The 22,489-nt window shown below is 63.4% G+C and carries 21 protein-coding genes and 1 other RNA gene; 13 read left to right on the top strand and 9 right to left on the bottom strand.

The window, feature by feature from the left end; all coding sequences use genetic code 11:
• Positions 1-8 precede the first annotated feature (8 nt).
• From DXH78_RS10930 to DXH78_RS10920, 3 genes are read right to left on the bottom strand one after another with little or no spacing between them, the layout of a single operon-like run.
• Positions 9-542, bottom strand: a complete 534-nt coding sequence (locus DXH78_RS10930; RefSeq protein WP_115517055.1) for a dihydrofolate reductase — start codon at positions 540-542, stop codon at positions 9-11.
• Positions 539-1,027 carry a GNAT family N-acetyltransferase gene (locus DXH78_RS10925; RefSeq protein ID WP_168192776.1) on the bottom strand — a complete coding sequence of 163 codons (489 nt, stop codon included), beginning with the start codon at positions 1,025-1,027 and terminating at the stop codon, positions 539-541. The genes DXH78_RS10930 and DXH78_RS10925 overlap by 4 nt, the downstream gene beginning before the upstream one ends.
• Positions 1,024-1,818, bottom strand: a complete 795-nt coding sequence (locus tag DXH78_RS10920) for a thymidylate synthase (protein WP_115517054.1) — start codon at positions 1,816-1,818, stop codon at positions 1,024-1,026. The genes DXH78_RS10925 and DXH78_RS10920 overlap by 4 nt, the downstream gene beginning before the upstream one ends.
• Before the next feature lie 269 nt (positions 1,819-2,087).
• Here DXH78_RS10920 and DXH78_RS10915 point away from each other — a divergent pair, with 269 nt between their 5' ends.
• The 4 genes from DXH78_RS10915 to DXH78_RS10900 all read left to right on the top strand — a co-directional run bounded on the left by DXH78_RS10915 (position 2,088) and on the right by DXH78_RS10900 (position 6,602).
• On the top strand, positions 2,088-3,239 hold the full coding sequence (locus tag DXH78_RS10915) for an ABC transporter permease (RefSeq protein WP_115517053.1): 1,152 nt from the start codon (positions 2,088-2,090) through the stop codon (positions 3,237-3,239).
• Positions 3,240-3,243: 4 nt separating this feature from the next.
• Positions 3,244-4,050, top strand: coding sequence for an ABC transporter ATP-binding protein (locus DXH78_RS10910; RefSeq protein ID WP_115517052.1), 807 nt, complete (start codon positions 3,244-3,246; stop codon positions 4,048-4,050).
• Positions 4,051-4,064: 14 nt separating this feature from the next.
• Complete coding sequence (locus DXH78_RS10905; protein ID WP_115517051.1) at positions 4,065-4,967, top strand: MlaD family protein; 903 nt, start codon at positions 4,065-4,067, stop codon at positions 4,965-4,967.
• A gap of 135 nt (positions 4,968-5,102) precedes the next feature.
• A complete protein-coding gene (locus DXH78_RS10900; protein ID WP_115517050.1) occupies positions 5,103-6,602 on the top strand; it encodes an inorganic phosphate transporter in 1,500 nt (499 codons plus the stop codon).
• On the opposite strand, the gene DXH78_RS10895 is transcribed toward DXH78_RS10900, so the two are convergent.
• Genes DXH78_RS10895 through DXH78_RS10885 form a run of 3 tightly spaced genes read right to left on the bottom strand, consistent with a single transcriptional unit; the run spans position 6,572 to position 9,162 of the window.
• Positions 6,572-7,087, bottom strand: a complete 516-nt coding sequence (locus DXH78_RS10895; protein WP_115517049.1) for an NUDIX hydrolase — start codon at positions 7,085-7,087, stop codon at positions 6,572-6,574. The two genes, DXH78_RS10900 and DXH78_RS10895, sit on opposite strands and share 31 nt — an antisense overlap.
• 11 nt (positions 7,088-7,098) lie before the next feature.
• Positions 7,099-8,613, bottom strand: a complete 1,515-nt coding sequence (locus DXH78_RS10890; protein WP_115517048.1) for a tripartite tricarboxylate transporter permease — start codon at positions 8,611-8,613, stop codon at positions 7,099-7,101.
• Between the two features lie 12 nt (positions 8,614-8,625).
• On the bottom strand, positions 8,626-9,162 hold the full coding sequence (locus tag DXH78_RS10885; protein WP_115517047.1) for a tripartite tricarboxylate transporter TctB family protein: 537 nt from the start codon (positions 9,160-9,162) through the stop codon (positions 8,626-8,628).
• A gap of 204 nt (positions 9,163-9,366) precedes the next feature.
• Between DXH78_RS10885 and DXH78_RS10880 the strand changes: the two genes are divergently transcribed.
• The 7 genes from DXH78_RS10880 (at position 9,367) to DXH78_RS10850 (ending at position 15,235) form a co-directional block, all read left to right on the top strand.
• The gene (locus DXH78_RS10880) at positions 9,367-10,548 is read left to right on the top strand and encodes a MalY/PatB family protein (protein ID WP_168192775.1); all 1,182 of its coding nucleotides are present in this window, start codon (positions 9,367-9,369) and stop codon (positions 10,546-10,548) included.
• 43 nt (positions 10,549-10,591) lie between these two features.
• Positions 10,592-11,362, top strand: coding sequence for a gamma-glutamyl-gamma-aminobutyrate hydrolase family protein (locus tag DXH78_RS10875; RefSeq protein ID WP_115517045.1), 771 nt, complete (start codon positions 10,592-10,594; stop codon positions 11,360-11,362).
• A gap of 330 nt (positions 11,363-11,692) precedes the next feature.
• Positions 11,693-12,109, top strand: a transfer-messenger RNA (tmRNA) gene (gene ssrA / locus DXH78_RS10870).
• 129 nt (positions 12,110-12,238) lie between these two features.
• Positions 12,239-12,826, top strand: a complete 588-nt coding sequence (locus tag DXH78_RS10865; protein WP_115517044.1) for an SspB family protein — start codon at positions 12,239-12,241, stop codon at positions 12,824-12,826.
• Between the two features lie 65 nt (positions 12,827-12,891).
• On the top strand, positions 12,892-14,310 hold the full coding sequence (gene fumC / locus DXH78_RS10860; protein ID WP_115517043.1) for a class II fumarate hydratase: 1,419 nt from the start codon (positions 12,892-12,894) through the stop codon (positions 14,308-14,310).
• A 455-nt stretch (positions 14,311-14,765) separates the two neighbouring features.
• Complete coding sequence (locus tag DXH78_RS10855) at positions 14,766-14,954, top strand: DUF4169 family protein (protein WP_147292615.1); 189 nt, start codon at positions 14,766-14,768, stop codon at positions 14,952-14,954.
• Entirely contained in the window at positions 14,951-15,235 is a 285-nt protein-coding gene (locus DXH78_RS10850) for a ribbon-helix-helix domain-containing protein (RefSeq protein ID WP_115517041.1), read from the top strand. The genes DXH78_RS10855 and DXH78_RS10850 overlap by 4 nt, the downstream gene beginning before the upstream one ends.
• Here DXH78_RS10850 and DXH78_RS10845 read toward each other — a convergent pair.
• The 3 genes from DXH78_RS10845 to DXH78_RS10835 form a co-directional block, all read right to left on the bottom strand.
• On the bottom strand, positions 15,219-18,791 hold the full coding sequence (locus tag DXH78_RS10845) for an AsmA family protein (RefSeq protein ID WP_115517040.1): 3,573 nt from the start codon (positions 18,789-18,791) through the stop codon (positions 15,219-15,221). The two genes, DXH78_RS10850 and DXH78_RS10845, sit on opposite strands and share 17 nt — an antisense overlap.
• Before the next feature lie 108 nt (positions 18,792-18,899).
• A complete protein-coding gene (locus DXH78_RS10840) occupies positions 18,900-20,312 on the bottom strand; it encodes an FAD-binding oxidoreductase (protein ID WP_115517039.1) in 1,413 nt (470 codons plus the stop codon).
• 98 nt (positions 20,313-20,410) lie between these two features.
• Positions 20,411-20,614, bottom strand: a complete 204-nt coding sequence (locus tag DXH78_RS10835) for a hypothetical protein (RefSeq protein WP_115517038.1) — start codon at positions 20,612-20,614, stop codon at positions 20,411-20,413.
• Between the two features lie 374 nt (positions 20,615-20,988).
• Between DXH78_RS10835 and DXH78_RS20240 the strand changes: the two genes are divergently transcribed.
• Together DXH78_RS20240 and DXH78_RS10830 are read left to right on the top strand one after the other, a co-directional pair.
• Positions 20,989-21,111 (top strand): hypothetical protein, encoded by a 123-nt coding sequence (locus tag DXH78_RS20240; RefSeq protein ID WP_283805618.1) that lies wholly within the window; start codon positions 20,989-20,991, stop codon positions 21,109-21,111.
• A gap of 349 nt (positions 21,112-21,460) precedes the next feature.
• Positions 21,461-22,474 carry a LacI family DNA-binding transcriptional regulator gene (locus DXH78_RS10830; protein ID WP_115517037.1) on the top strand — a complete coding sequence of 338 codons (1,014 nt, stop codon included), beginning with the start codon at positions 21,461-21,463 and terminating at the stop codon, positions 22,472-22,474.
• Positions 22,475-22,489: the final 15 nt, after the last annotated feature.

The raw sequence follows: 22,489 nt of genomic DNA, 5'->3' as shown, positions 1-22,489 counted from the left end.
ACCGGCCGCTAACGCCGCACGTAAGTGACGGTGTCGAAGCTGGCGTCGTCGTCCGGCCCGGCATCGTAGTGATGCCGCTCGGTTTCCTGCCAGTCGCGCGCATCGACTGCCGGGAAATGGACGTCGCCCGGCGGGCTGGCATGGACATGCGTGATCTCGAGCCGATCCGCCATGGGCATGGTGCGCTCGAAGACATCGCCGCCGCCGATGATCATCAGGTCGCCCACCCCGCGTTTGGCCGCGTCCTCGACGGCGATGCCGAGCGCCGCATCGAGGCTGGTGGCGAGAATGCCGCCGGGCACGGCGAGGCTGAGGTCCCGCGTCATGACGATGTTGGTGCGGCCGGGCAGCGGCTTGCCGATCGACTCGTAGGTCTTGCGGCCCATCACGATCGGCTTGCCGAGCGTGACTCTCTTGAAATGCTGCAGATCGGATTTCAGTCGCCATGGCAACCGGCCATCGCTGCCGATGACGCCGTTGTCGCCGATCGCGGCGACAAGCACGATCTTGTAGGGCGCGGTGTTGCGCGGCCGTGTGATCATTGGCGCCCTCCCTTGCCGAACGACGCCAGCGCGTCGCCGCTCATGCGGCAGATCTTCCAGTCAGGCAGCACCTGCGCGCCGATCGACTCATAGAACGCGATCGACGGTGCGTTCCAGTCGAGCACCGACCACTCGAAACGCGCATAGCCGTCGTCGACGCAGCGCCGCGCCAGATACGCCATCAGCGCCTTGCCCAATCCCTTGCCGCGATGGGCCGGCCGCACGAACAGATCCTCAAGATAGATGCCGTTGCGGCCGCGGAAGGTGGAGAAGTTGAGAAACCAGACCGCGAGCCCGGCCGCCTCGCCGTTCCATTCGGCGATGGCGCAGAACAGCCGCGGCTTGTCGCCGAACAAGGCGTCAGCGATCATCGTCGGCGTCGCATCGACGGCATCGCTGAGCTTCTCGTAATCGGCGAGTTCGCAAATGAGGTTGAAGATCAGCGGCGTATCGGCCGGCGTCGCTGCACGGATCGCGATGCTCACACCGCAACCTCTGCCTTGATATGCGGATGCGGGTCGTAGTTCTCGATGGCGAAATCTTCAAACCGGAACGAGAAGATGTCCTTCACATCCGGATTGATGCGCATCGTCGGCAGCGCGCGTGGCGCACGGGACAATTGCAGCTCGGCCTGCTCGACGTGGTTGAGATAGAGATGCGTGTCACCGCCGGTCCATACGAAGTCGCCCGGCTTGTAGCCGGTCACCTGCGCCACCATCATGGTCAGCAGGGCATAGGACCCGATGTTGAACGGCACTCCGAGGAATACGTCGGCCGAGCGCTGGTACAGCTGACACGACAGCCGGCCATTGGCGACGTAGAACTGGAACAGCAGATGGCACGGCGGCAGCGCCATCTTGTCGACATCGGCCGGATTCCACGCGGTGACGATGAGGCGGCGCGAATCCGGCGTGCGCTTGATCGCCGCGATCACGTTCGCGATCTGGTCGATGGTGCCGCCGTCCTTGGCCGGCCAAGACCGCCACTGGTGGCCATAGACCGGGCCGAGGTCGCCGCGCTCGTCGGCCCATTCGTCCCAGATGCGCACGCCGTTGTCGTTGAGATATTTGATGTTGGTGTCGCCGGCGAGGAACCATAGCAGCTCGTGGACAATTGACTTCAGGTGCAGCTTCTTGGTCGTCAGCAGCGGGAAGCCGCGGCTGAGGTCGAAGCGCATCTGATAGCCGAACACCGAGCGCGTCCCGGTGCCGGTGCGATCTTGCTTCTCCGCGCCGTGGCGGAGAATATGGTCCATCAGATCAAGATACTGGCGCATCGGGGGCTCGGGGCGTTTGGACGACTCTGAAGGCCAACATGGGCAAGATTACCCCGGCCGGCAACGCCGCAACCGCCTTTTTCAACCGCGCCGACGGACGCGGAACCCGGCGCGTCCGCATCCGGCCAAGCCATTAACCCTAAAAGTTAATCGGCGTTTTCTAACCTTAATAATCGGTTAATTTCCCGGGAGGCGGCCGGGCGACTGGCCGCCTGCAACGCATTTGGGCCGTTTCGGACGCGAAATGGCCGGTTATCGGGAGTGACTTCTTGACGTCGGGCACCTTAGAGCACGCCCCCTCGCGCGGCGACGGCCTCGATCTGACCGCCGCCGGTCATTGGACGGCGGAGCATGCCCGCGCGCTCGAACCGCTCGTGGACGCCGCGACGCATACCCCCGGCCAGATCGATCAGGCCCCGTTCACGCGCGTCGTCCTGGACGCCACGCGGATCACCCAACTCGACACCTATGGCGCCTGGCTGATCGAACGCACCCTGCGCATCTGGTCGAGCCGCGGCGCCGACACCCGCGTTGTCGGCCTGCCGCCGATTTACAACAACCTGTTCGAAAAGGTCCGCGCCGGCCAGCAAAAGCTGACCCCGCTGAAGCACAAGCAGACCGGACTCGTCGCCACGCTGGAAAGCGTCGGTCGCACCATGACCGCGGTCGCCTCCGATCTCTTCACCATCTTCCAGATCGCCGGCCAGCTGCTGATGGCGTTCTTCAGCGTCTGCGCCAATCCCTGGCGGTTCCGCTTCACGTCGCTGATCAACCATCTCGAGCGCGTGTGCTGGAATGCCGTGCCGATCATCATTCTGATCACCTTCCTGATCGGCGCGATCATTGCCCAGCAAGGCATCTTCCACTTCCGCACCTTCGGCGCCGATATCTATGTCGTGGACATGGTCGGCGTTCTGGTGCTGCGCGAACTCGGCGTCCTCATCGTCTGCATCATGATCGCCGGCCGTTCCGGCTCGGCCTACACGGCCGAACTGGGCTCGATGAAAATGCGCGAGGAAATCGACGCTCTGCGCACGATGGGCTTCGACCCCATCGAGGTGCTGGTGCTGCCGCGCATTCTGGCGCTCATCATCGCCGTGCCAATCCTGGCCTTCATCGGCGCGATGGCCGCGCTCTATGGCGGCGGCGTGGTGTCATGGCTCTATGGCGGCATCGACCCCAAGATCTTCATGTCGCGCCTGCACGAGTCGATCTCCGTCAAGACCTTCGCCGTCGGCATGATCAAGGCGCCATTCATGGCGCTGATCATCGGCCTCGTCGCCTGCATGGAAGGTCTGCAGGTCAAGGGCTCGGCGGAGTCGCTCGGCGCCAAGACGACGGACTCGGTAGTCAAATCGATCTTCCTTGTCATCGTGATCGACGGTCTGTTCGCCGTCTTCTTCGCCTCGGTCGGGATTTAGAAACATGACCGCGCGTGGCGAACCCGTCATCAAAGTGCGCGATCTGGTGGTCGACTTTGCCGCCCGCCGCGTTCTCAACGGCGTCAATCTCGATTTGAAGCGCGGCGAAATCCTCGGCTTCGTCGGCGCATCCGGCGCCGGCAAGTCGGTGCTCACACGCACCATCATCGGCCTGCTGCCGTTCCGCGAAGGCTCGATCGAGGTGCTCGGCACCGATCTCGGCAAGGCATCGCTGAAGGAGCGGCAGGCGGTGGACCGGCGCTGGGGCGTGCTGTTCCAGCAGGGCGCCCTGTTTTCATCGCTGAACTCCGGCAAGAATGTCGAGTTCCCGATCCGCGAGTATTTGCGGCTGTCGCCGAAGCTGACCACCGAGATCGCCATCGCCAAGCTGGAAATGGTCGGCCTCAAGCCGGACGTCTATCGCAAGTATCCCTCCGAGTTGTCGGGCGGCATGATCAAGCGCGTGGCGCTCGCCCGCGCGCTGGCGCTCGATCCGGAAATCCTGTTTCTCGACGAGCCGACCTCCGGCCTCGATCCGATCAGCGCCGCCGAGTTCGATCACCTGCTGCTGACGCTGCAGGAAACGCTCGGCATTTCCGTATTCATGGTGACACACGACCTCGACAGCCTGCACCGCACCTGCGACCGCATCGCAGTGCTCGGCGATGGCAAGATCGTGGAAGCCGGCTCGATGGATGTGATGCTGGCGTCGCAGCACCCGTGGCTGAAAGAATATTTCCACGGCGAGCGCGCGCATACCGATTTTCAAGTGGCGATTAAAGGCCGGCGCGTTACAGAACGTCGCGCCTGATGTGGAGTTGAGCAATGGAAGACCGGGCAAAATTCGCGCTGATCGGGCTGTTCACCTTCGCGGTGATCGCCGCCGCGTTCGGCTTCATCTACTGGGTTCACAACGCCGGCGCCTCGAAGGAAACCAAATCCTATCTGATCGTGTTCGAAGGCTCCGTGTCGGGCCTGCGCGTCGGCGGCCCGGTGATGTTCAACGGCATCCGTGTCGGCGAGGTCACGGAAATGCAGCTCACCGACAAGCCCTCCGAAGTCGCCGCCGTCATTTCGATCACGCCGTCGACGCCGTTGCGCTCTGACACCATCGTCACGCTGGAATATGCCGGCCTGACCGGCATCGCGTCGGTGTCGCTGAAGGGCGCGACCGCGTCCTCACCGGCGCTGGCACCACCGAAGAACGGTGGCCTGCCGACATTGCGCGCGGCCTCCACCGCCGGCGACATGGGCACCGCGGTGCGCGAAACGCTGGCCAAGGCCGACAACATCATCGTCGAGAACCAGGAATCGTTGCGCAACGCCATCAAGAATATCGAAACTTTCACCGAGGCGCTGGCCCGCAACAGCAACAAGATCGATGAACTGGTCAATAACGGCGCATCGGCGATGGGGTCGATCAACGAACTCGCCGTCAGCCTGAAAGCCGACACCAGCAAGCTCGCCGGCAATCTCGACAAGCTGACGACCAACCTCGACAAGCACACCACGATGCTCGCCGAGAACCTCGACAAGCGCACCGCCGAGATCACGGAAGGCGTGCTCAAGGTGACCGACAGCACCAACAAGCAGATCAACCTTGTCGGCACCGACCTGCGCCGCTCGATCGGCAATATCGACCGGGCCGTCAGCGACCTCGCCAAGAATCCTCAGCGCATCCTGTTCGGCGGCGGCGGCGACAACAACACCAGCGGCCCCCGGCGCTAACCCCGCGATCGCCCTGCACGCCGGCTTTTCAACAGCCCGGGGGCGCGTCACTTTTTTTGTGACAGTTTTGCGATAGGGGTGCTAACGGGCTTTCCAGGGGCGGCAGTCTGCTCCGCCTTCCTGCCGGAGCCCGCCTTGGCCAAAAGCGCCCTCGACAAGGACCTCAAGAAAGTTGTTCAGATCGAAACCGCGACTTATGCGCGGTCGCGCTCGCTGGCGACTCCGGGCCTGCTCATCGTTTTCATGATCGGCGCGGTTGTAATCGCCAGCCTGTCGGTCGGCGGCCCGCTCAAATACTTCGTTTTCTTCGCGGCAGTCATCGCTGCCTACATGGCGCTCAACATCGGCGCCAACGACGTCGCCAACAATATGGGCCCGGCGGTCGGCAGCCGCGCCCTGACCATGACGCATGCCCTGATGATCGCCGCCGTGGCCGAGGTCGCCGGCGCGGTCCTGGCCGGCGGCGATGTCGTCGATACGGTGTCGAAAAACCTCCTGCATCCGGAAAAGGCGCTGTCGGTCGTCTCCTTCATCTTCGTGATGACGGCGGCTCTGCTCGCCGCGGCGCTGTGGATTCACCTCGCGACCTATCTGGGTGCGCCGGTTTCGACCACGCACGCCATCGTCGGCGGTGTTGTTGGTGCCGGTGTCGCCGCCGCCGGCGTTGCCGCCGTTGAATGGAGCGTGATCGGCGGCATTGTGCTGAGCTGGGTCATTTCGCCGGTCTTCGGCGGCCTCATCGCCGCCCTGCTGCTCGGCTTCATCAAATGGCAGGTGATCTATCGCGACGATCGCGTGGCCGCGGCGCGGCGCTGGGTGCCCGTCCTCGTCGCCTTCATGACCGGAATCTTCGCCGTTTATCTCGTAAGCAAGGGCCTCAAACGCGTCTGGAATGCGCCGCTGGCTTTTGTCATCGCGATTGGCATCCTGAGCTTCTTCGGCGCGTACTTCGCCGCCCGACCCTGGGTTCTGCGCCGTTCACGCGGCATGGAAAACCGCCGCAAGCACGTTGCCGGCTTGTTCACGGTGCCGTTGATCTTCGCCGCTGGCCTGTTGTCCTTCGCGCATGGCGCCAACGATGTCGCCAACGCGGTCGGGCCGCTCGCCGCCATCGTCGCTTCGGCGCAGACCGGCTTCGCCGATGCCGAGAAAGTCGATTTGCCGTTCTGGGTGCTGGCGATTGGCGCCACTGGCATCGCGCTCGGCCTGGGGCTGTTCGGGCCGGGCCTGATCCGCACCGTCGGCGAGAAGATTACTCGCATGGACACGATCCGCGCTTATTGCGTGGCCCTGTCAGCGGCCGTGACGGTGCTGGTGGCGTCGGCGCTCGGCCTGCCGGTGTCATCGACCCATATTGCGGTCGGCGCGGTGTTCGGTGTCGGCTATCTGCGCGAGTTCATCACCAACAGCGGTGTGCCCAATCCCGCCGTGCGGCCGCGCACCTTGTTCCTCGAGCCATCGCGTCTCAACGAGACACCGGAGATGGCGCTGCTGAATTACCAGAAGCGTGAGAGGCGCCGGCTGGTGCGCCGCCAGCATGTGCTCGGCATCGGCGCGGCCTGGGTCATCACCGTGCCGGCGGCGGCAATCCTGTCCGCCCTGCTCTATCGCGTGATGTGGGCGATCGGTGGATAGGCCGGCAGCCCGCCCGCACGCAGACGCTGATTCAGCCTGACCGCGAGATCGGCGACCCGCGCGTCCGATAACAGACGCCTGGCCTCCGGCAAGATGGCCCAATGACGGTGCCGGCGGCCCTTCTCCGGCCACTCATCCATCTGCTGCGTCACCCGCAACGGATACATTTCGACTTCGACGACCTTGCGGCGGAACGCGACCGTCTTGAATGCCCGATACGCGCCGATCGGCGCCGGATCGACGTCGCCCTCGATGCCGGCTTCCTCCAGCGCTTCCTGCGCCGCGACCTGCGACGGCGGCAGGCCGTCCATTGGGTCGCCCTTGGGGAAGATCCAGCGCCCGGTGCCGCGCGAGGTCACCAGCAGAAACACCACCTGCCCTTTGACGACCGTATAGGGAATGGCGCCGAACTGGCGGCTCACAATGCGGCCGCTCGTGCGAAGCAGCAGGCTGTCCGTAGCCTTTCTGACGACCGCGAGCGCCAAGGCGACCTCCGCTAGTTCTCGGACTCGACGAAGACCTCATCGCGGCGCTTGCGGATCATCGGCAGCAGCGCCAGCACCAGCAGCACCACTGAAATGAGGATGAGGGTGCCCGAGATCGGCCGCGTAAAGAAGACCGAGGTGTCACCGCGCGCGATCAGCATGGCGCGGCGCAAATTGTCTTCCATCAGCGGGCCGAGCACGAAAGCAAGCACCAGAGGCGCCGGCTCAAAGTCGTGCTTCACCAGCCAATAGCCGAACAGGCCGAACAGCCCGGCGATGATGACGTCGCTCGATGAGTTGTCAATCGAGTAGATGCCGATGCAGCAGAACACAATGATCGATGGAAACAGGATCCGGTACGGCACGCGCAGCAGACGAACCCAGATGCCGACCATCGGCAGGTTGATGACGACCAGCATCAGGTTGCCGAACCACATCGAGGCGATCATGCCCCAGAACAGTTCGGGCTGCTTGGTCATCACCTGCGGGCCGGGGACGATGCCGTGTATGGTCATGGCGCCGACCATCAGCGCCATCACTGCATTCGGCGGAATGCCGAGCGTCAAAAGCGGAATGAACGAGGTCTGCGCCGCGGCATTGTTGGCGGACTCGGGCCCGGCGACGCCTTCGATAGCGCCACGGCCGAAACGCTTGGGGTCCTTGGCCAGGCGCTTTTCCAGCGTATAGGCGGCAAACGACGACACCACCGCGCCGCCGCCGGGCAGAATGCCGAGCAGCGAACCGAGCACGGTGCCGCGCGCAATCGGCCAGGCCGAATCCTTGAGGTCCTGGCGCGTCGGCATCAGACCCTTGATCTTGCCTGCGATGATATCGCGGTTGGAGCCCGACGCCTCGAGATTGCGGATGATTTCGGCAAAGCCGAACAGGCCCATGGCCACATTGGTGAAGCCGATGCCGTCCAGCAGTTCCGGCAGGCCGAGCGTCATGCGGCCGGCGCCGGTGTCGAGATCGGAACCGATGGTCGACAGCAACAGACCCGTCAGCACCATGGCGATCGACTTGACGACCGAACCCTTCGCCAGCACCACCGCGAAGATGAGGCCAAGCAGCATCAGCGCGAAATACTCGGCCGGACCGAATTCGAGCGCAACCCGGGTCAGCGGCTGACCGAGGGCTGCGACCAGCACGGTGGCGACGGAACCGGCGATGAACGAGCCGATCGCCGCAATCGACAGCGCGGCGCCGGCGCGGCCTTGCTTGGCCATCTCATGGCCGTCGAGGCAGGTGACGACCGATGTCGCCTCGCCGGGGATGTTGACAAGGATCGACGTGGTCGAGCCGCCATACTGCGCGCCATAATAGATGCCAGCGAGCATGATGAGCGCGCCGACCGGGTCGAGCCCGAAGGTGATCGGCAACAGCATGGCAATCGTCGCCACGGTGCCGATACCCGGCAGCACGCCGACCAGGGTGCCGACCAGCGCCCCGAGCAGACAGAAGCCGAGATTGATCGGGTGGCCCGCAATCGAAAAGCCGAGCCATAGATTGGAGAGAAGATCGGACATTGCAATCTCGTCTTAGAAAGTCGGCCAGAGCGGAAATGGCAATTGCAGCAAATAGCGGAACAACACGACGCAGAACGCCGTCATGATCGCGCCGGCGATCAGGCTTTCAGTCCAGCGTATCTCTCGCCCGCCCATGACCGAGATCATGTAGGCCATGAAGGTCGAGGCGATCAGCCCGAGTTCCGGCAACTTCACCGGAAAGCCGAAGAACGAAAACCGGAAGCCGCGGATGGTGATGGCAAACACGAGAATAGCGCACACCACGAATGCCGGACCGCGCAGCGCATAGCTCTCGATCGGCGGACCGTCGACGAACAGCCCGGAAATCGAAATTGCGGCGCCGACCGCGATCAGGAGCATGGCAAACAGCCGCGGCGTGGTGCCAGGACCGAAGGAAAAGCCGCGCATGCCGGCCAGATCGCTGCCCGCCCATAGGGCAAAAACGGCAAGCGCAACCAGCACAAGGCCGCCGTAGAAATCACGGGGGCCGCGAATTCTCAGCGAAAAATTGCCCCCGCTCGCGGGTGAGGATTTTGCGTCCTCCGCCATTCTTGTCGTCTCCCACCAGTCCTGTACCGTCTGCGTCTAGCACAAACGAGCCGCGCGCCAAAAGCAATGCATTGATATGCGCACAAGACATCGCGCCGGACTGCCCCTCGGCCCGCGAGCATGAAAGCCCGGCGTCTTGACCCGGCCCGCAGCGAAGATCATCAAGGAAACCGCCTCGTCGTATCCCAGGGAGCCCCCGTTCTCATGTTTGACTTCGACCGCATCATCGAACGCCGCGGCACGCATTCCTCAAAGTGGGACAACATGGCCAAGCTGTCCGGCATCACCGAGGCGGACGCCATCGCGATGTGGGTGGCCGACATGGACTTTGCGGCGCCGCCCGGCGTCGCCGAGGCGCTGACGGCGGAGATCAACCGCGGCGTGCATGGCTATTATGCCGACACGGGCAGCTGGGCCGAGGCGCTCGTGGTCTGGCTCAAGCGTCGCCACAAGCTCACCGTCGATCCGGCCTGGGTCACCCCGGTGCCCGGCATCGTTGCCGGCCTCGGCATGCTGATTCAGGCGGTCAGCGAGCCGGGCGACGAGATCGTGCTGTTTCCGCCGGCCTATCACGCCTTCCGCAAGATCATTCTCGCCAATGACCGTCGTATTATCGATGCCCGGCTGATCAATCAGCAAGGCCGCTATGTCATGGATCTTGAGGCTTTGCGCCGGCTGATCACGCCGCGTAGCAGAATCGTGTTCCTGTGCAGCCCGCATAATCCCGGCGGCACCGTGTGGTCACCTGAGGAGCTCAAGGCTCTTGCCCTCTTCTGCGCCGAGCACGATCTGATCCTCGCTTCCGACGAGATTCATTGCGACCTCATCTTCAGCCACGCCACACACACGCCGACGCTCAACGCCGCGCCGGAGATCGCCGATCGGATCGTGTCGTGCTTTGCCGCGACCAAGACCTTCAACCTCGCCGGCGCCCATATGGGCGCCCTGGTGACGTCGAACCCGGTTCTGCGCCGCAAGATCGAGGCGCGTGTCGCCGCCGCCAATCTCACCTCGCTCGCCAGCTTCGGCATGATCGCAACCGAGGCGGCCTGGCGCACCGGAGAGGCCTGGCTCGACGCGCTATTGCCTTATCTTGAGGCTAACCGCGACCTGCTTCACGCCCGTATCGAGAAGGCCGCACCCGGCGCACGCGCCATGAAGCTCGATGCGACCTACCTGTCCTGGATCGACTTTTCCGGCACCGGGCTTGCCGCCGACGACGTCGCCGACCGCGTGGCCAAACGCGCGCGCATTTTCGCATCGCCCGGTCCGCAGTTCGGCCCCGGCGGCGAAAACTGGCTGCGCTTCAATTTCGCGACGCCGCGCCCCATCCTGCTGCAGGCTCTCGACCGCCTCGACGAAGCTTTCGCCGACCTGCGCAAATAGGTGCTATAAACACTCCGGCTTGAGAATCCCCAACGAAGCTCCCATGAAGCGGCCCGTCGTCGGCGTCATCGGCAACATGTTCCTCGCGGAAAACCGTTTTCCGGCGCAACGCGTCGGCGAACGCAATCTGCGTGCCGTGCGTGACGTGGTTGGCGCCTTGCCGCTGATGTTCGCCGGAGCGCCGGACATCACCGATGTCGATGACCTGCTCGATGTCGTCGATGGCGTCGTGCTCACCGGCGCCCGCGCCAATGTTCATCCAACCCGTTTCGGCGTCGAGCCGCATTTGAGCTACGAGCCCTACGACGAGCCGCGCGATGCGCTGGCGCTCGATCTGGTGACGACCTGCGTGGCGCGTGGCGTGCCGTTGCTCGGCATCTGCCGCGGCTTTCAGGAGATGGCAGTCGCTTTCGGCTCGACCTTGCACCCGGAAATCCGCGAACTGCCAGGCCGCATCAATCACCGCATGCCGCGCCTGCCCAACGGTGAAATCCACCCCGATCATACGGTGATCTACGGCGACCGCCACGCCGTTCATCTGACCGCGGGCGGCGTCTTCGCCGGAATTTTCGGCGCCGACACCATCCGTGTGAACTCGCTGCACGGCCAAGGCATCCTCGAGCCCGGCGCGCGCATCGTGGTCGAGGGGCTGGCCGACGACGGCACCATCGAGGCGATCCATATCGATGGCGCGGAAGGCTTTGCGCTTGGCGTGCAGTGGCATGCCGAGTACGACCCGCAGACCAACCCGGTCAATCGCGCGCTATTCCAGGCCTTCGGCGCCGCGGTGACGGCCCACGCCGCGCGCGACTGACGCCGCCACGGCCTGACTTCGAAAAAGTAACCGGACAGCGCTTCCGTGCTCTGTGCAACTTCGCTGTCTATGACGGCATGGCCATCAGGTCGACTTCCCCTGCCTTCATTCCCGTGAAGAGATAAGGCCACAAATCAGTCGCCGCACCGGAGGTACAAACCTTGGGTGGGACACCTCTCCACCTACGCTAATGTCCCTTGGCAGCGGAGTGTTCGGCTCCACGCTGCAGGGGCAGCCGCGTGGGAGCCGGTTGCCGGACAGCCCTGGCGCGGGCGGAACTCCGCCCCGCCGGGTATTTTTGAGCATTTTTGCGCCCTTAGGCTGGATTGCGCCCTTAACGCGGCGGCCGAACCGGCCTATATTGTTTGGTGCCGGGGCAACCCGGTCTATGGCGATAAACGGACGTCGTAATAAACCTTTCGGACCCGGGGGCAGTACCCGGCGCCTCCACCCGTGTCGCTCGCCATACCAGGTGCCCGTTCGTTGAAGCGGGACCGGTCTCTCCGAAAGGACGGACCTTGTGGGCGACACCGGCGGGGGCGAACTAGGATCGACGAGGGCGTAAAAGGCTATCTTTCGCTCGGCATGGTTCCGCCGATATCGGGCCAATCTCATAGTTGCCAACGACAACTATGCTCCGGTTGCTCAGGCCGCCTAAGCGGTCCTGAAAAACCAAGCCTACAAGTCCTAACGGGATAAGCTCCGTTAGGCGGGGTTCGGAGGCACCTGGCAACAGAAGCCTCCACTTTCTTTTCCGCCGGCTCGTTCACACCGCGGCGAAAGCCGCGGGCAGCGGCGCCGTGGCCGCTCCCGCCCCCGCGCCATTTGCGCTACCATGACTGCGACTCTTTCCTCGCCGTAGCTTTCGGGACTTTTATGGCCGACCACATTCGTTACGACCTCCTCACCCAGCAGGCCTTGCGCGGCGTCGTCCGCGCCGTCCTTGCCGATACCGCCAAAAAGGGCCTGCCAGGCGATCATCACTTCTATATTTCGTTCGAGACGCAGGCCGAGGGTGTCCGCCTGTCGGACCGCCTGCGCGCCCAGTATCCCGAGGACATGACCATCATCCTCCAGCACCAGTTCTGGGATCTGTCCGTAACCGACACCGGCTTCGAGGTCGGCATGTCGTTCGGCGGCATTCCGGAAAAGCTGTACATCCCCTTTGCCGCGGTCACCGGGTTCTTCGATCCGTCGGTGCAGTTCGGTTTGCAGTTCGAAGAAATGACCGAGGAACAGGCGGCGGACGCCGTGGCTGCGAAGGACGCCGGCGCCAAACCTGCCGCAACCAAATCGGCCGCCGAGAAGGCCGCTGCGTCCAAAGACAGTGCGCCGGTGCCGAAGCCGGCGGCGCTCACCGTGCAACCTGCGACGCCAACCGCTGCTGCGCCGGGCGATCCGAATCCCGACAAGCCATCTGGCGGCGGCGAAGTGGTTCGCCTCGATCGTTTCCGCAAGAAGTAGTCGCGCGCCGAACTTTCGCGCTGTGCCGGGCTTGTCCCCGGGTTGATCCGCCATAGGTGTTCCGCATGGCCAACGCATCCGACCCCGCAAAGAACACCCGCAGCGAGAGCGATTCCTTCGGCGCCCTCGACATTCCAGCCGACAAATTGTGGGGCGCGCAGACCGAGCGTTCCGTGCGCAATTTCCGCATCGGCACCGAGCGAATGCCGATCGAAATCATTCATGCACTGGGGCTGGTGAAGCGCGCGGCCGCCGAGGTCAATCGCGATCTCCACCTGCTCGATCCGAGCTATGCCGATGCCATCGTCAAGGCCGCTCAGGATATCGCCGACGGCAAGCTCGACGAGCATTTCCCGCTGGTGGTCTGGCAGACCGGCTCCGGCACGCAGACCAATATGAATGTCAACGAGGTGATCGCCAACATCGCCAATGTGGCGCTCGGCGGCAGCCTCGGCGCAAAGGCGCCGGTTCACCCCAATGACCATGTGAACATGGGGCAGTCGTCCAACGACAGCTTTCCGACCGCGATGCACATTGCCGCGGCACTGCGCATTGAGCATCACCTGCTGCCGGCGCTCACCGGCCTGCAGCACGCGCTGGAAGACAAGGTCCGCGAGTTTGCCGATATCGTCAAAATCGGCCGGACCCATATGATGGATGCGACGCCCATCACGCTGGGACAGGAATTTTCCGGCTATGCCGCCCAGGTGAAATCGTCGGTGGCGCGGCTGAAAATGGCGCAGCGCGAACTCATGCCGCTCGCCCAGGGCGGCACGGCGGTCGGCACCGGCCTCAACACGCATCCGGAATTCGCCGAGCGCTTCGCCGGGCGCATCAAGGCTATGACCGGCCTGCCCTTTGTCAGCGCCGACAACAAATTCGAGCATATGGCGGCACACGACGCCTATGTCTTCGCTCACGGCGCCATCAATGCCGCCGCCACCGCCCTGTTCAAGATCGCCAACGATATCCGGCTGTTGGGCTCGGGGCCGCGGTCGGGCATCGGCGAACTCAATCTGCCGAGCAACGAGGCGGGGTCCTCGATCATGCCGGGCAAGGTCAACCCGACCCAGTCTGAGGCGCTGACCATGGTTTGCTGTCAGGTCTTCGGCAATCAGACAACGATAACCGTGGCCGGAAGCCAGGGGCACTTTGAACTCAATGTCTATAATCCGGTGATGGCCACTGCCATGCTGGAGTCGATCAGGCTGCTCGGCGACGCGGCGAATTCATTCACCGCCAACTGCGTCATCGGCATTCGGCCCAACGCCGCGCGGATCGATGAGCTGATGAACCGCTCGCTAATGCTGGTGACGGCACTGGCACCGCACATCGGCTACGACAAGGCGACGCAGGTCGCCAAGACAGCTCACGCCAACGGGACGACGCTGCGCGAAGAAGCCGTCCGCCTCGGTTTCGTGTCGGGCGAAGATTTCGACAGAATTGTACAACCGAACAATATGACGCGACCGGGCCTCGAATAGTGGAGCGATTCTAAAGTGTTCCGCCGCTCCCCCACGCCTGCATCTATTGCTTAAGGCTATATTCGCGTCGTTGAATTTGTCTAACATGTTATCTTTGCGTATCCAGATACTAATTTACTGATATCTGATGTTCTTTATATTATTGAATATCTGAAGACCCGCAGAAAACTCTAGCTCTATATTTCAATATTCAAATATTAGCCGGACAGTTCCGGTGGTATATTTGACTTCTCGTGCGTAGAATTTTTTCTCTACGGCGGGGAATAAAGTTATTCGGGCCTTTTTTGCCTGTGATCTATTATTTTCAACTAACCGTGTATTGAAATTTTGCCATAGTCTTTCCCAATGTACCCAAAAGAAGCCTTGCTCAGGGTGTTCAATGCTGTGGCGGAGATTCTCCGGTGCGCAACGGGGACACCGTAGAAACCGCCGGCAGCAAGCAGCGGGGGGAGCTCATGACCGAGATTGTGAATCTTCGAACCGTGCGTAAGCGAGCCAAACGCCGCCTGGACGAACAACAGGCCGAAGCCCAGCGGCTCGCCCACGGCAGTCCCAAACATGTGCGTTCGCTCGAAATTATTCGCCGCGAGCAGGAAAGCCGCACCCTCGATGGGCACAAGATCACCCCGGGAGAACATCAATGAGCTCTCCAGTCGTTAAACGTTCAATCGTTATCGCCGGACACAAGACCAGTGTCAGCCTCGAGGATGCGTTCTGGCAGGGCCTCAAGGAAATTGCCGTGCTCCGGCAAATGACCTTGTCGGATCTGGTCGCCTCGATCGACACCGACCGCCGTCACGGCAATCTGTCATCGGCGATCCGGCTTTTCGTGCTCGATTACTATCGCGCGCAAGGCGGCCCGCAGAAGGCGTCAGACTCGTTGCTTGAGGGCGCAACACCCCAGGGCGTCAGTTTTGTGGGCTGACGGTGGGCGCTGTTGGGCCGGCAATGCCGGCAGGCCGCGGTGCTGATCTGATATCGAGCGGCATCGGTAGAGCCGGCGCCATTTGCTCATCCGCAGCGGCTTGAGGCGGCGCCGGAACGGCGGACGATGAGCCCGGTGCAGGCGGTTTCTCTGGCAGTTGCGGTTTCGGCTGCGCCGCTTCGAGCGCCTTCAACCGTTGCGCCTGATGCTCGACGGAGCGCAACGTCAACCAGCCCGTCAAAGCCGATACGTCGATGCTTCGGCTCATCTCGGCAATAGGTCCACGGACCGCCACAAAGACGTCCGGCCGTCGCCCGGCCGCCTTATCGGTACCGGACAGCACAAGACGCGTGTCGACCGTACCGTCGCTGAAATCGACCTGGCCGGTCACGCCAAGATCGGCATCGCGGCTCTCGACCATCGATTTGGTGAGCCTGAGCTGGCCGGCATTCACCGTATAGGCCAACTCGGCACGCGACACGGCCAACTGGCCGCTGTCGAGCGCGCCCTCCACAATGCCGGCGACGCGCTTGTTGTCGATAACGACGCCCTGGTCCACGGCGCGCGTGACGGTGTCGAAAGCGCGCGGATCGAGCCCCGCCAATTGAGCGCCGGTCAGCGTTGCCGTGCCGCCGCCCTGCAGCGAGCCGATCAGCGCGATCGGGCTCATGCCGGAGCCGCTCACCTCGGCCGCAACATCGAGTTTACCGGTGACCGGCGGACGTGCGCCCCCCGGCAACAAGGTCGTCGCCTGGGCACCTTTCACCGAGATAACGGCCTTGGTGCTTACGCCAAGATCGATGTCGCGCCACGTCATTGAGCCACCGAGCGCGCCGCCACCGATATCGCCGCTCATGTCGTCGACCGTGAATTCGCGGTCAGCAAAGCGCAGCATCGCGCGGAATTCCCTGACCGCAATTTGCGGCGTCACGTCGAGCCGACGCGCCTTGAAAGTCACGGCGCCTGTCCGATTGCCGAACACGCCATCACCGAAGGGCTCGGTCGACCACACCCATAACTTGCCCGGTCCGGCTGCTGCTGCCGGCATTCCGATCGCCGCCGCCATGAGGCCGCCGGCATCCACAGTGTCGGCTTCGATCTCGCCCGCGATCTGTCGCGGCGCGCCCAAGCCCAGCGCCAGTTTGCCGCGGACACGGCTGCCACCGACATTGGCGTCGATCTCGGTAATCGATACATCGCCGCCCTTCACCGTGAGCCGTCCTTCGAAGGTTGCCGGCAGTACAGCGTTGTCGTCACGCGCCGGTCCGCGCAGCGGCGCGATATTGGCGCGGGCAACCGTTGCCTTGAGCGACGCCGACGGCGTCACCGCGAAGGGCTGCGCCGTCCCTGTCGCCCGCGCGTCCAGCCCCTTGGCGACAAGCCGTGCATCGGTGCGCAGATCGCCGTTCGCCGGCCCGTTCAGCGCCAGCGTCAGCGACGCCGGTCCGGCTTCGATGGCGAGGGAGCGACTGAGCCCCAGCACCGTCATCAACGTACGGCCGTCTTCGGAATCGAGCTTGCCGTCGATCTTGAGATCGCCGCGCTTGAGCACGTCTGCATCGGCATTGCCTTGCGCATTGAGTGCCACGCGCAAGCGGCCAAGACGTCCGCCGACGGCGACGCGCGCAATTGCTTTCGGCGCGGTCCCGTCGATCGTCAGCCGCGCCTGAAGATTGGCCGGCGAGATCATCGGCACATTGTCGCTCAGCATGGCGACCGTCCCCGGCGCAAAGCGCTGCAACACCGCCAGCACCGGCTCCATCTCCGGTGCGTTGAGATCGACATTGATGCTGCCGAGCGGCGTCGCGCCGCTCGTGTCGATACGGCCGCTTGCCGAGAACGCCGCGCCGCCGAGATCGGCAACCGCGAGCTTGTCGATTTGCAGGCCGTTGCCATCAACCTTGAGCCGTGCGCTGGCATCGCGACCGGTGAAGCCGCCGACGCTGGCGCGGCCGATATCGATGGCAATCGTCATGTCGCGCGGGCGCTCCAGCGACGAGCCTGACATCAGCGCCATGCCGAAACCAAGGGTAGCGTCGAGGTCGAGATCGGGGGCGTTAAGCGCGGCATCGAGTCTGGCCTGCCCACGGCCTGAGGCAAACACATAAGCGAAGCGTCCGGACACGACCTTACGGTCGAATTCGGCTTTCAAATTGTCGATGGCGATCTTTTCGCTGCCGAGCGTGACGTCGCCGCGAATGCTGATCGGGCTGACGTCGATCGGCGCCAGCGGCTTGACCTTGTCGGCCTGACCTTCGAGCCAGGCGGCCAGCATCTTCGGATCGTTGGCATCGATCTCGGCCGGACCGGTGAACGCGACGCCGCCTTTGTCGACCGCCAAATGACCGGAGAGCCGCACGCGCGAATAGCCCGGGGCGCGGAATTCAAAGCGGTCGAGATTCCAGCCGCGTGCGTCGCTGACAATGTCGCCGCGCAGATTCTGCACCGCGCTGCCGCCGAGTGTCACCTGATCGATGCCGATGCCGATGGCGATCGGGAAGGTCGGCGCGAAGGCGCCGCCGCCGAGTTCGATGAGTTCGCGAATCGCTGCGGCCGGCGGCGGACGCCCGCCGCCCTCGGAAGCCAGCACGCGGTCGAGGTCGATCTGTCGTCCCGACAGCACGCCGTCAAAGCGCGGCTCTTTGCCGAACTTGAAATCGGCGACGCCGGTAAGCTTCACGCCCTGCTCTTCGGAGCCGTAGAGATATTCGACCTGCTCCATCAGCGCCGATTGGGCGCTGGCTTTCAGCTTGGCGGTGATGCGCCACGGCTGGGTCAGGCGGCCGCCGCTTTTCTGCGCGACGCCGACGGGCTTGGCGAGCTTGAGCGTGCCGTCGAACTGCGGCGCATCCTTCAGCGTCAGGACGCCGTCCGTCTCGATGCTAAGCGGGCGGTTGACCGGATCGACATTGATCTTGAGCTTCAGCGTATCGTCGTCACCATAGCGGCCGGTCGAAAGGCGAAATGGATAAAGCTCGTCGCCGATGGTGACGGCGCCCTCGCCTTTCAGCGGACCGATCAGCGAGCGCGCATCGCCATTGAACCAGACGCGGTCGAACGTGACGGCGGCGCCATCGGGATTGGCGATGCTGAACTTGCCGTCCTCGATGCTCAACTTCTCGATGGCGAGATCGCCGGGATTAAATGCGAAAGCAATGCCGGGCGTGCCCACCTGTCCGTTTGCATCCGTGACCAGGCGGACCTCGGGACCGCCCACGGTGAGCTCGGTGGCGTGCCACTCGCCGCGCAGCAGCGGCCCCAACGCAAACTCGACGCCGAGCGAGCGCGCTTTCACCGAAGCGGCTTGCGGTTGAGACCCGGCCTGGGCAGCCGGGGCGCTCGCACCAACCTGGATATCGTTGAGCGTCAGGCGCGGCGACGGCAGGAGTCTGAGGTCAATCGGACCCGCGACCCGCACCGAGGTGCCGAGCACGCGGCTCGCCTGCGACTCGAAAATCGGGCGATAGCCATTCCAGTCGATCAGCAGCGGACCGACCAGCGCCGCCACCAGCGCCAGGATGATAGCGACCGCCACGCTGAGCAAGGTTGTCTGCACGCCAACTCCCGCGGCGCACCGCGACCCCCCGGCCGGCGCGCCTCACCGCAAAGCAATATAGGGCATTATTTGCAGTTTCCGTTGGCAAATCTATGTCGGGGGGACAGGTCACCCCGCCGGCAACATCTTGCCCGGGTTGAGGATGTTCTGCGGATCGAGCGCCTGCTTGATCGCCCGCATCGCCGCGACGCCGGCGGCGCCGTGTTCGATGGCCATATATTTGGTCTTGCCCTGACCGACACCGTGCTCGCCGGTCGAGGTTCCGTCCATCGACAGGGCGCGCTTGACCAGACGCTCGGACAGGGCTTCGGCGCGCTTGACCTCGTCGGGATCGTTCATATCGATCAGCATGGTGAGGTGAAAATTGCCGTCACCGACATGGCCGACGATCGGCGCCAGGATGCGACTCTCGGCGATATCGGCCTGCGTCTGGGTGACACAATCGGCCAGCCGCGAGATCGGCACGCACACATCGGTCGCGACCATTGCCGCACCGGGACGAAGCTGGAAATTGGAGAAAGCGGCATTGTGCCGCGCCTCCCACAACCGGGTGCGTTCCTCGGCCTGCGCCGTCCAGACGAACGGCCCGCCGCCGAACTCGGCGGCAATCTCGCCGAAGCGCTCCGACTGCTCCTTCACCGAGGCGTCGGTGCCGTGGAATTCCATCAGCAGCAATGTGGTTTCCGGCAGCCCCATCTTGGAGCCCAAATTGAGCGCGCGCACCTGCATGGCGTCGAGCAGCTCAATGCGCGCCACCGGAATGCCGGACTGGATGGTCATGATCGTGGCATTGCAGGCCGCCTCGACCGACGGGAACGGGCAGCGCCCGCCGGCGATGGCTTCGGGAATGCCGGCGAGCTTCAAGGTCAGTTCGGTGATGATGCCGAGCGTGCCTTCCGAACCGATCATCAGGCGCGTGAGGTCATAACCGGCCGAGGTCTTCCTGGCGCGGCGCGCGGTCTCGATCACCTCGCCATTCGCCAGCACGACCTTCATGGTCAGCACATTGTCCTTCATGGTGCCGTAGCGCACCGCGTTGGTGCCCGAGGCGCGCGTGGCCGCCATACCGCCAAGCGAGGCATTGGCGCCGGGATCGATCGGGAAGAACAGACCGCTGTCGCGAAGCTGTTCGTTCAATTCCTTGCGCGTGATGCCGGGCTGCACGACACAATCGAGGTCTTCGGCATGGACCGTGACGAGCTTGTTCATGTCGCGGAAGTCGATCGACACGCCGCCCTGCGGCGCGTTGACATGCCCTTCGAGCGACGAACCCGTGCCGAACGGAATAATGGGCATATTGTGCTTCGCGCAGATGCGCACGATCTGCTGCACGTCTTCGGTCGACTGCGGATAGACCACGGCGTCCGGCGCCTGGTTGGCGATCCAGGTCACGGTGTTGCCGTGCTGCTCGCGCACCGCGCGCGAGGTGACAACGCGGTTGCCAAATGCGGCGTTCAACTCGCCGATCGCGGCGGCAAAGCGTGTGGGATCGGTCTTGTCGGCGACGGTATCGGCGGTCACGGCGGGCCCCGGCTGATCGAGCAAAGTGCGGGCAACCTGTCGGGGCGCGCGGCGCGCGTCAAGCTGCGGCGCAGCAGGGCCGCAAGGCCGGGCTGTGTTCAGGAGTAGATGTGGTCGGGCAGCGGCTCGGGCGGCGGGGCCGCGCTCTGGCTCACCGATACCGCATAAGTGACGATCATCAGCGCCATCAAAACAAGGAAGGCCCCCTTGACGGCGACACGCAACGCCCTTCCCGTGACCTTGAAGTCGCGAGAGGCGAGTTTGCTGAACGCGATTTTGACCGCCGCCATCCAGGTCATCATTGGGCTGCTCCTCAACGGTACGAGGATAGCCGGGCGACCGGGCCAGAAAACGGTTTCGTTAAGAATTGGTTAACGCTGTGAATAAAACTAAATATCTGATTTCATTAAGTTTTCTACTAGAAAGGCTTGGCTAAAACTAATTCTCAGCTAATTCCGCACAAGAGATGAGGCTGCCACGTGTCGACAGGCCTTCAATGCCGCCGTTGATACGCAGCGCTCGTTAACGGCCGCTGAGACGCAAGCCATTCATTTAGCCAGTCGAGCAAGACCCGTCTAAAGCGCCAACTTTTCAATAAGCCAAACCACTGTTGTAGCGTTAGCGCTTACCATTTACGGCGGGTGATTTTAATAATCACCCGCTTCGGGTCAGCATGGTGAACACGCTGACACCGCGGCTGTTCGAACTGCATTGGGCGACGCTGGACGACTTCAGCGCGCGCGATCGCAAAACATTTTCCGATTATCTGATTAGGATGGCGGATGAACTCGCGACGTAAGAGCAAGAGTGTCCTATCGCGATCCCGCCGCACCCTTCGGACCGCCGAAAGCCGCGGACCGAGCATTCAGTAAGCGCCTGATTCGCCCGGCACTTCGTTCGCGCCGTTTCGTTCCTGGCTGGCCGGCACGTTCGACGGCCGAGTCCATCATCCGGCAACATATTGATTGTTAACGATTTTTTTTCACGCGGTTTGAGCGCTTGGCGCGTTTGAAGTAAAGTGTTGTCCCTGCGGAGCAATTGTACCCTTTCAAAAATCCTTTCATGCTTGCGGAGCTGGCGTATAGAAAAGTCATCGACAGAGGCCTTCATCCTTGCCCCGCATAAAAGACCGCCCCCCCCGCCCGATCATGCAAACCGACCGTAAGGCCACGATCGGCGATGTCGCGGCGCTTGCCGGCGTATCGGTCGGAACGGTTTCCAATGTCATCAACGGCCGCACGACGGTCAGCGCCAAGCGCAAGGAGAAGGTCGAGCAAGCGATCAAGGCCCTGTCGTTCAGCGGCAGCCTGCTTGCCAAAGGCATGCGCAGCCAGCGCTATCCCGTGGTCGGGCTGTGCGTGCCAAACATGACGTCCTCGAACTTCGTCCACATGTCCGACGCGCTGGAGGGGCACGCCACCGCCGCCGACTTCGAGCTCGTCCATGTCATCACCCGGCACGATCCCGCCCGCGAGCAAGCGCGCGTCGAACGCCTCATCGCATCGCGCGCGAGTGGTGTTTTGATATTGCCCACGCGGCGGGGCGACCCGGCTTTGGCAAAGCTCGCCGCTTCTGCCATGCCGACGGTGATGATCAACCGCTTCGTCGAAGACGAGCTTGGAGCCGACCAGGTTCTGGTCGATCACAGGGCGGCATTCCGGCGGGCGACATTGAATCTGATCGAATGGGGCTACGAACGACTGATCGTCGCAACCCAGTTCCCCAATTTCTCCGTCGTCCGACAGAACATCATTGGAATGCGCGACGCCATTGAGGAAAGCGGGCGTCCGGTTGAGCTGGAAATTTTGAAGTGCGGCAAGAGTCAGGGAGAATTCCGCGATATGCTGGCAAGCGTGCTCCCTGCCGCGAACCCGCGCTGCGTCGTCGTGGCCAGCAGCAGCCTCCTTGCGGCATGGGCCATTGAGGCCATGCGCACGCTTGGCCTGCGCTACCCGGACGATGTCGGCTTGCTGTGTGCGGAAGAGCCGGACTGGGCGCAAGCGCTCTGGCCGACTTTGTCCTGCATCCAGCAGCCGACGCGGGAGTTGGCGCAGATCGCATGGGATCTGCTGGCGCGGCGCATGAGCGGTGAAGGCGAGGCGCCGATCACTATTCGCTGCGATGCCCGCGTCAACTTCCGCGGCTCGGTGAAATCGAAATAGCACAACGCATGGCCG

Origin of the sequence: Undibacter mobilis (assembly GCF_003367195.1) — a bacterium.
Taxonomy (GTDB): Bacteria; Pseudomonadota; Alphaproteobacteria; order Rhizobiales; family Xanthobacteraceae; genus Pseudolabrys; species Pseudolabrys mobilis.
This window is presented reverse-complemented; position numbering and strand designations above follow the sequence as displayed.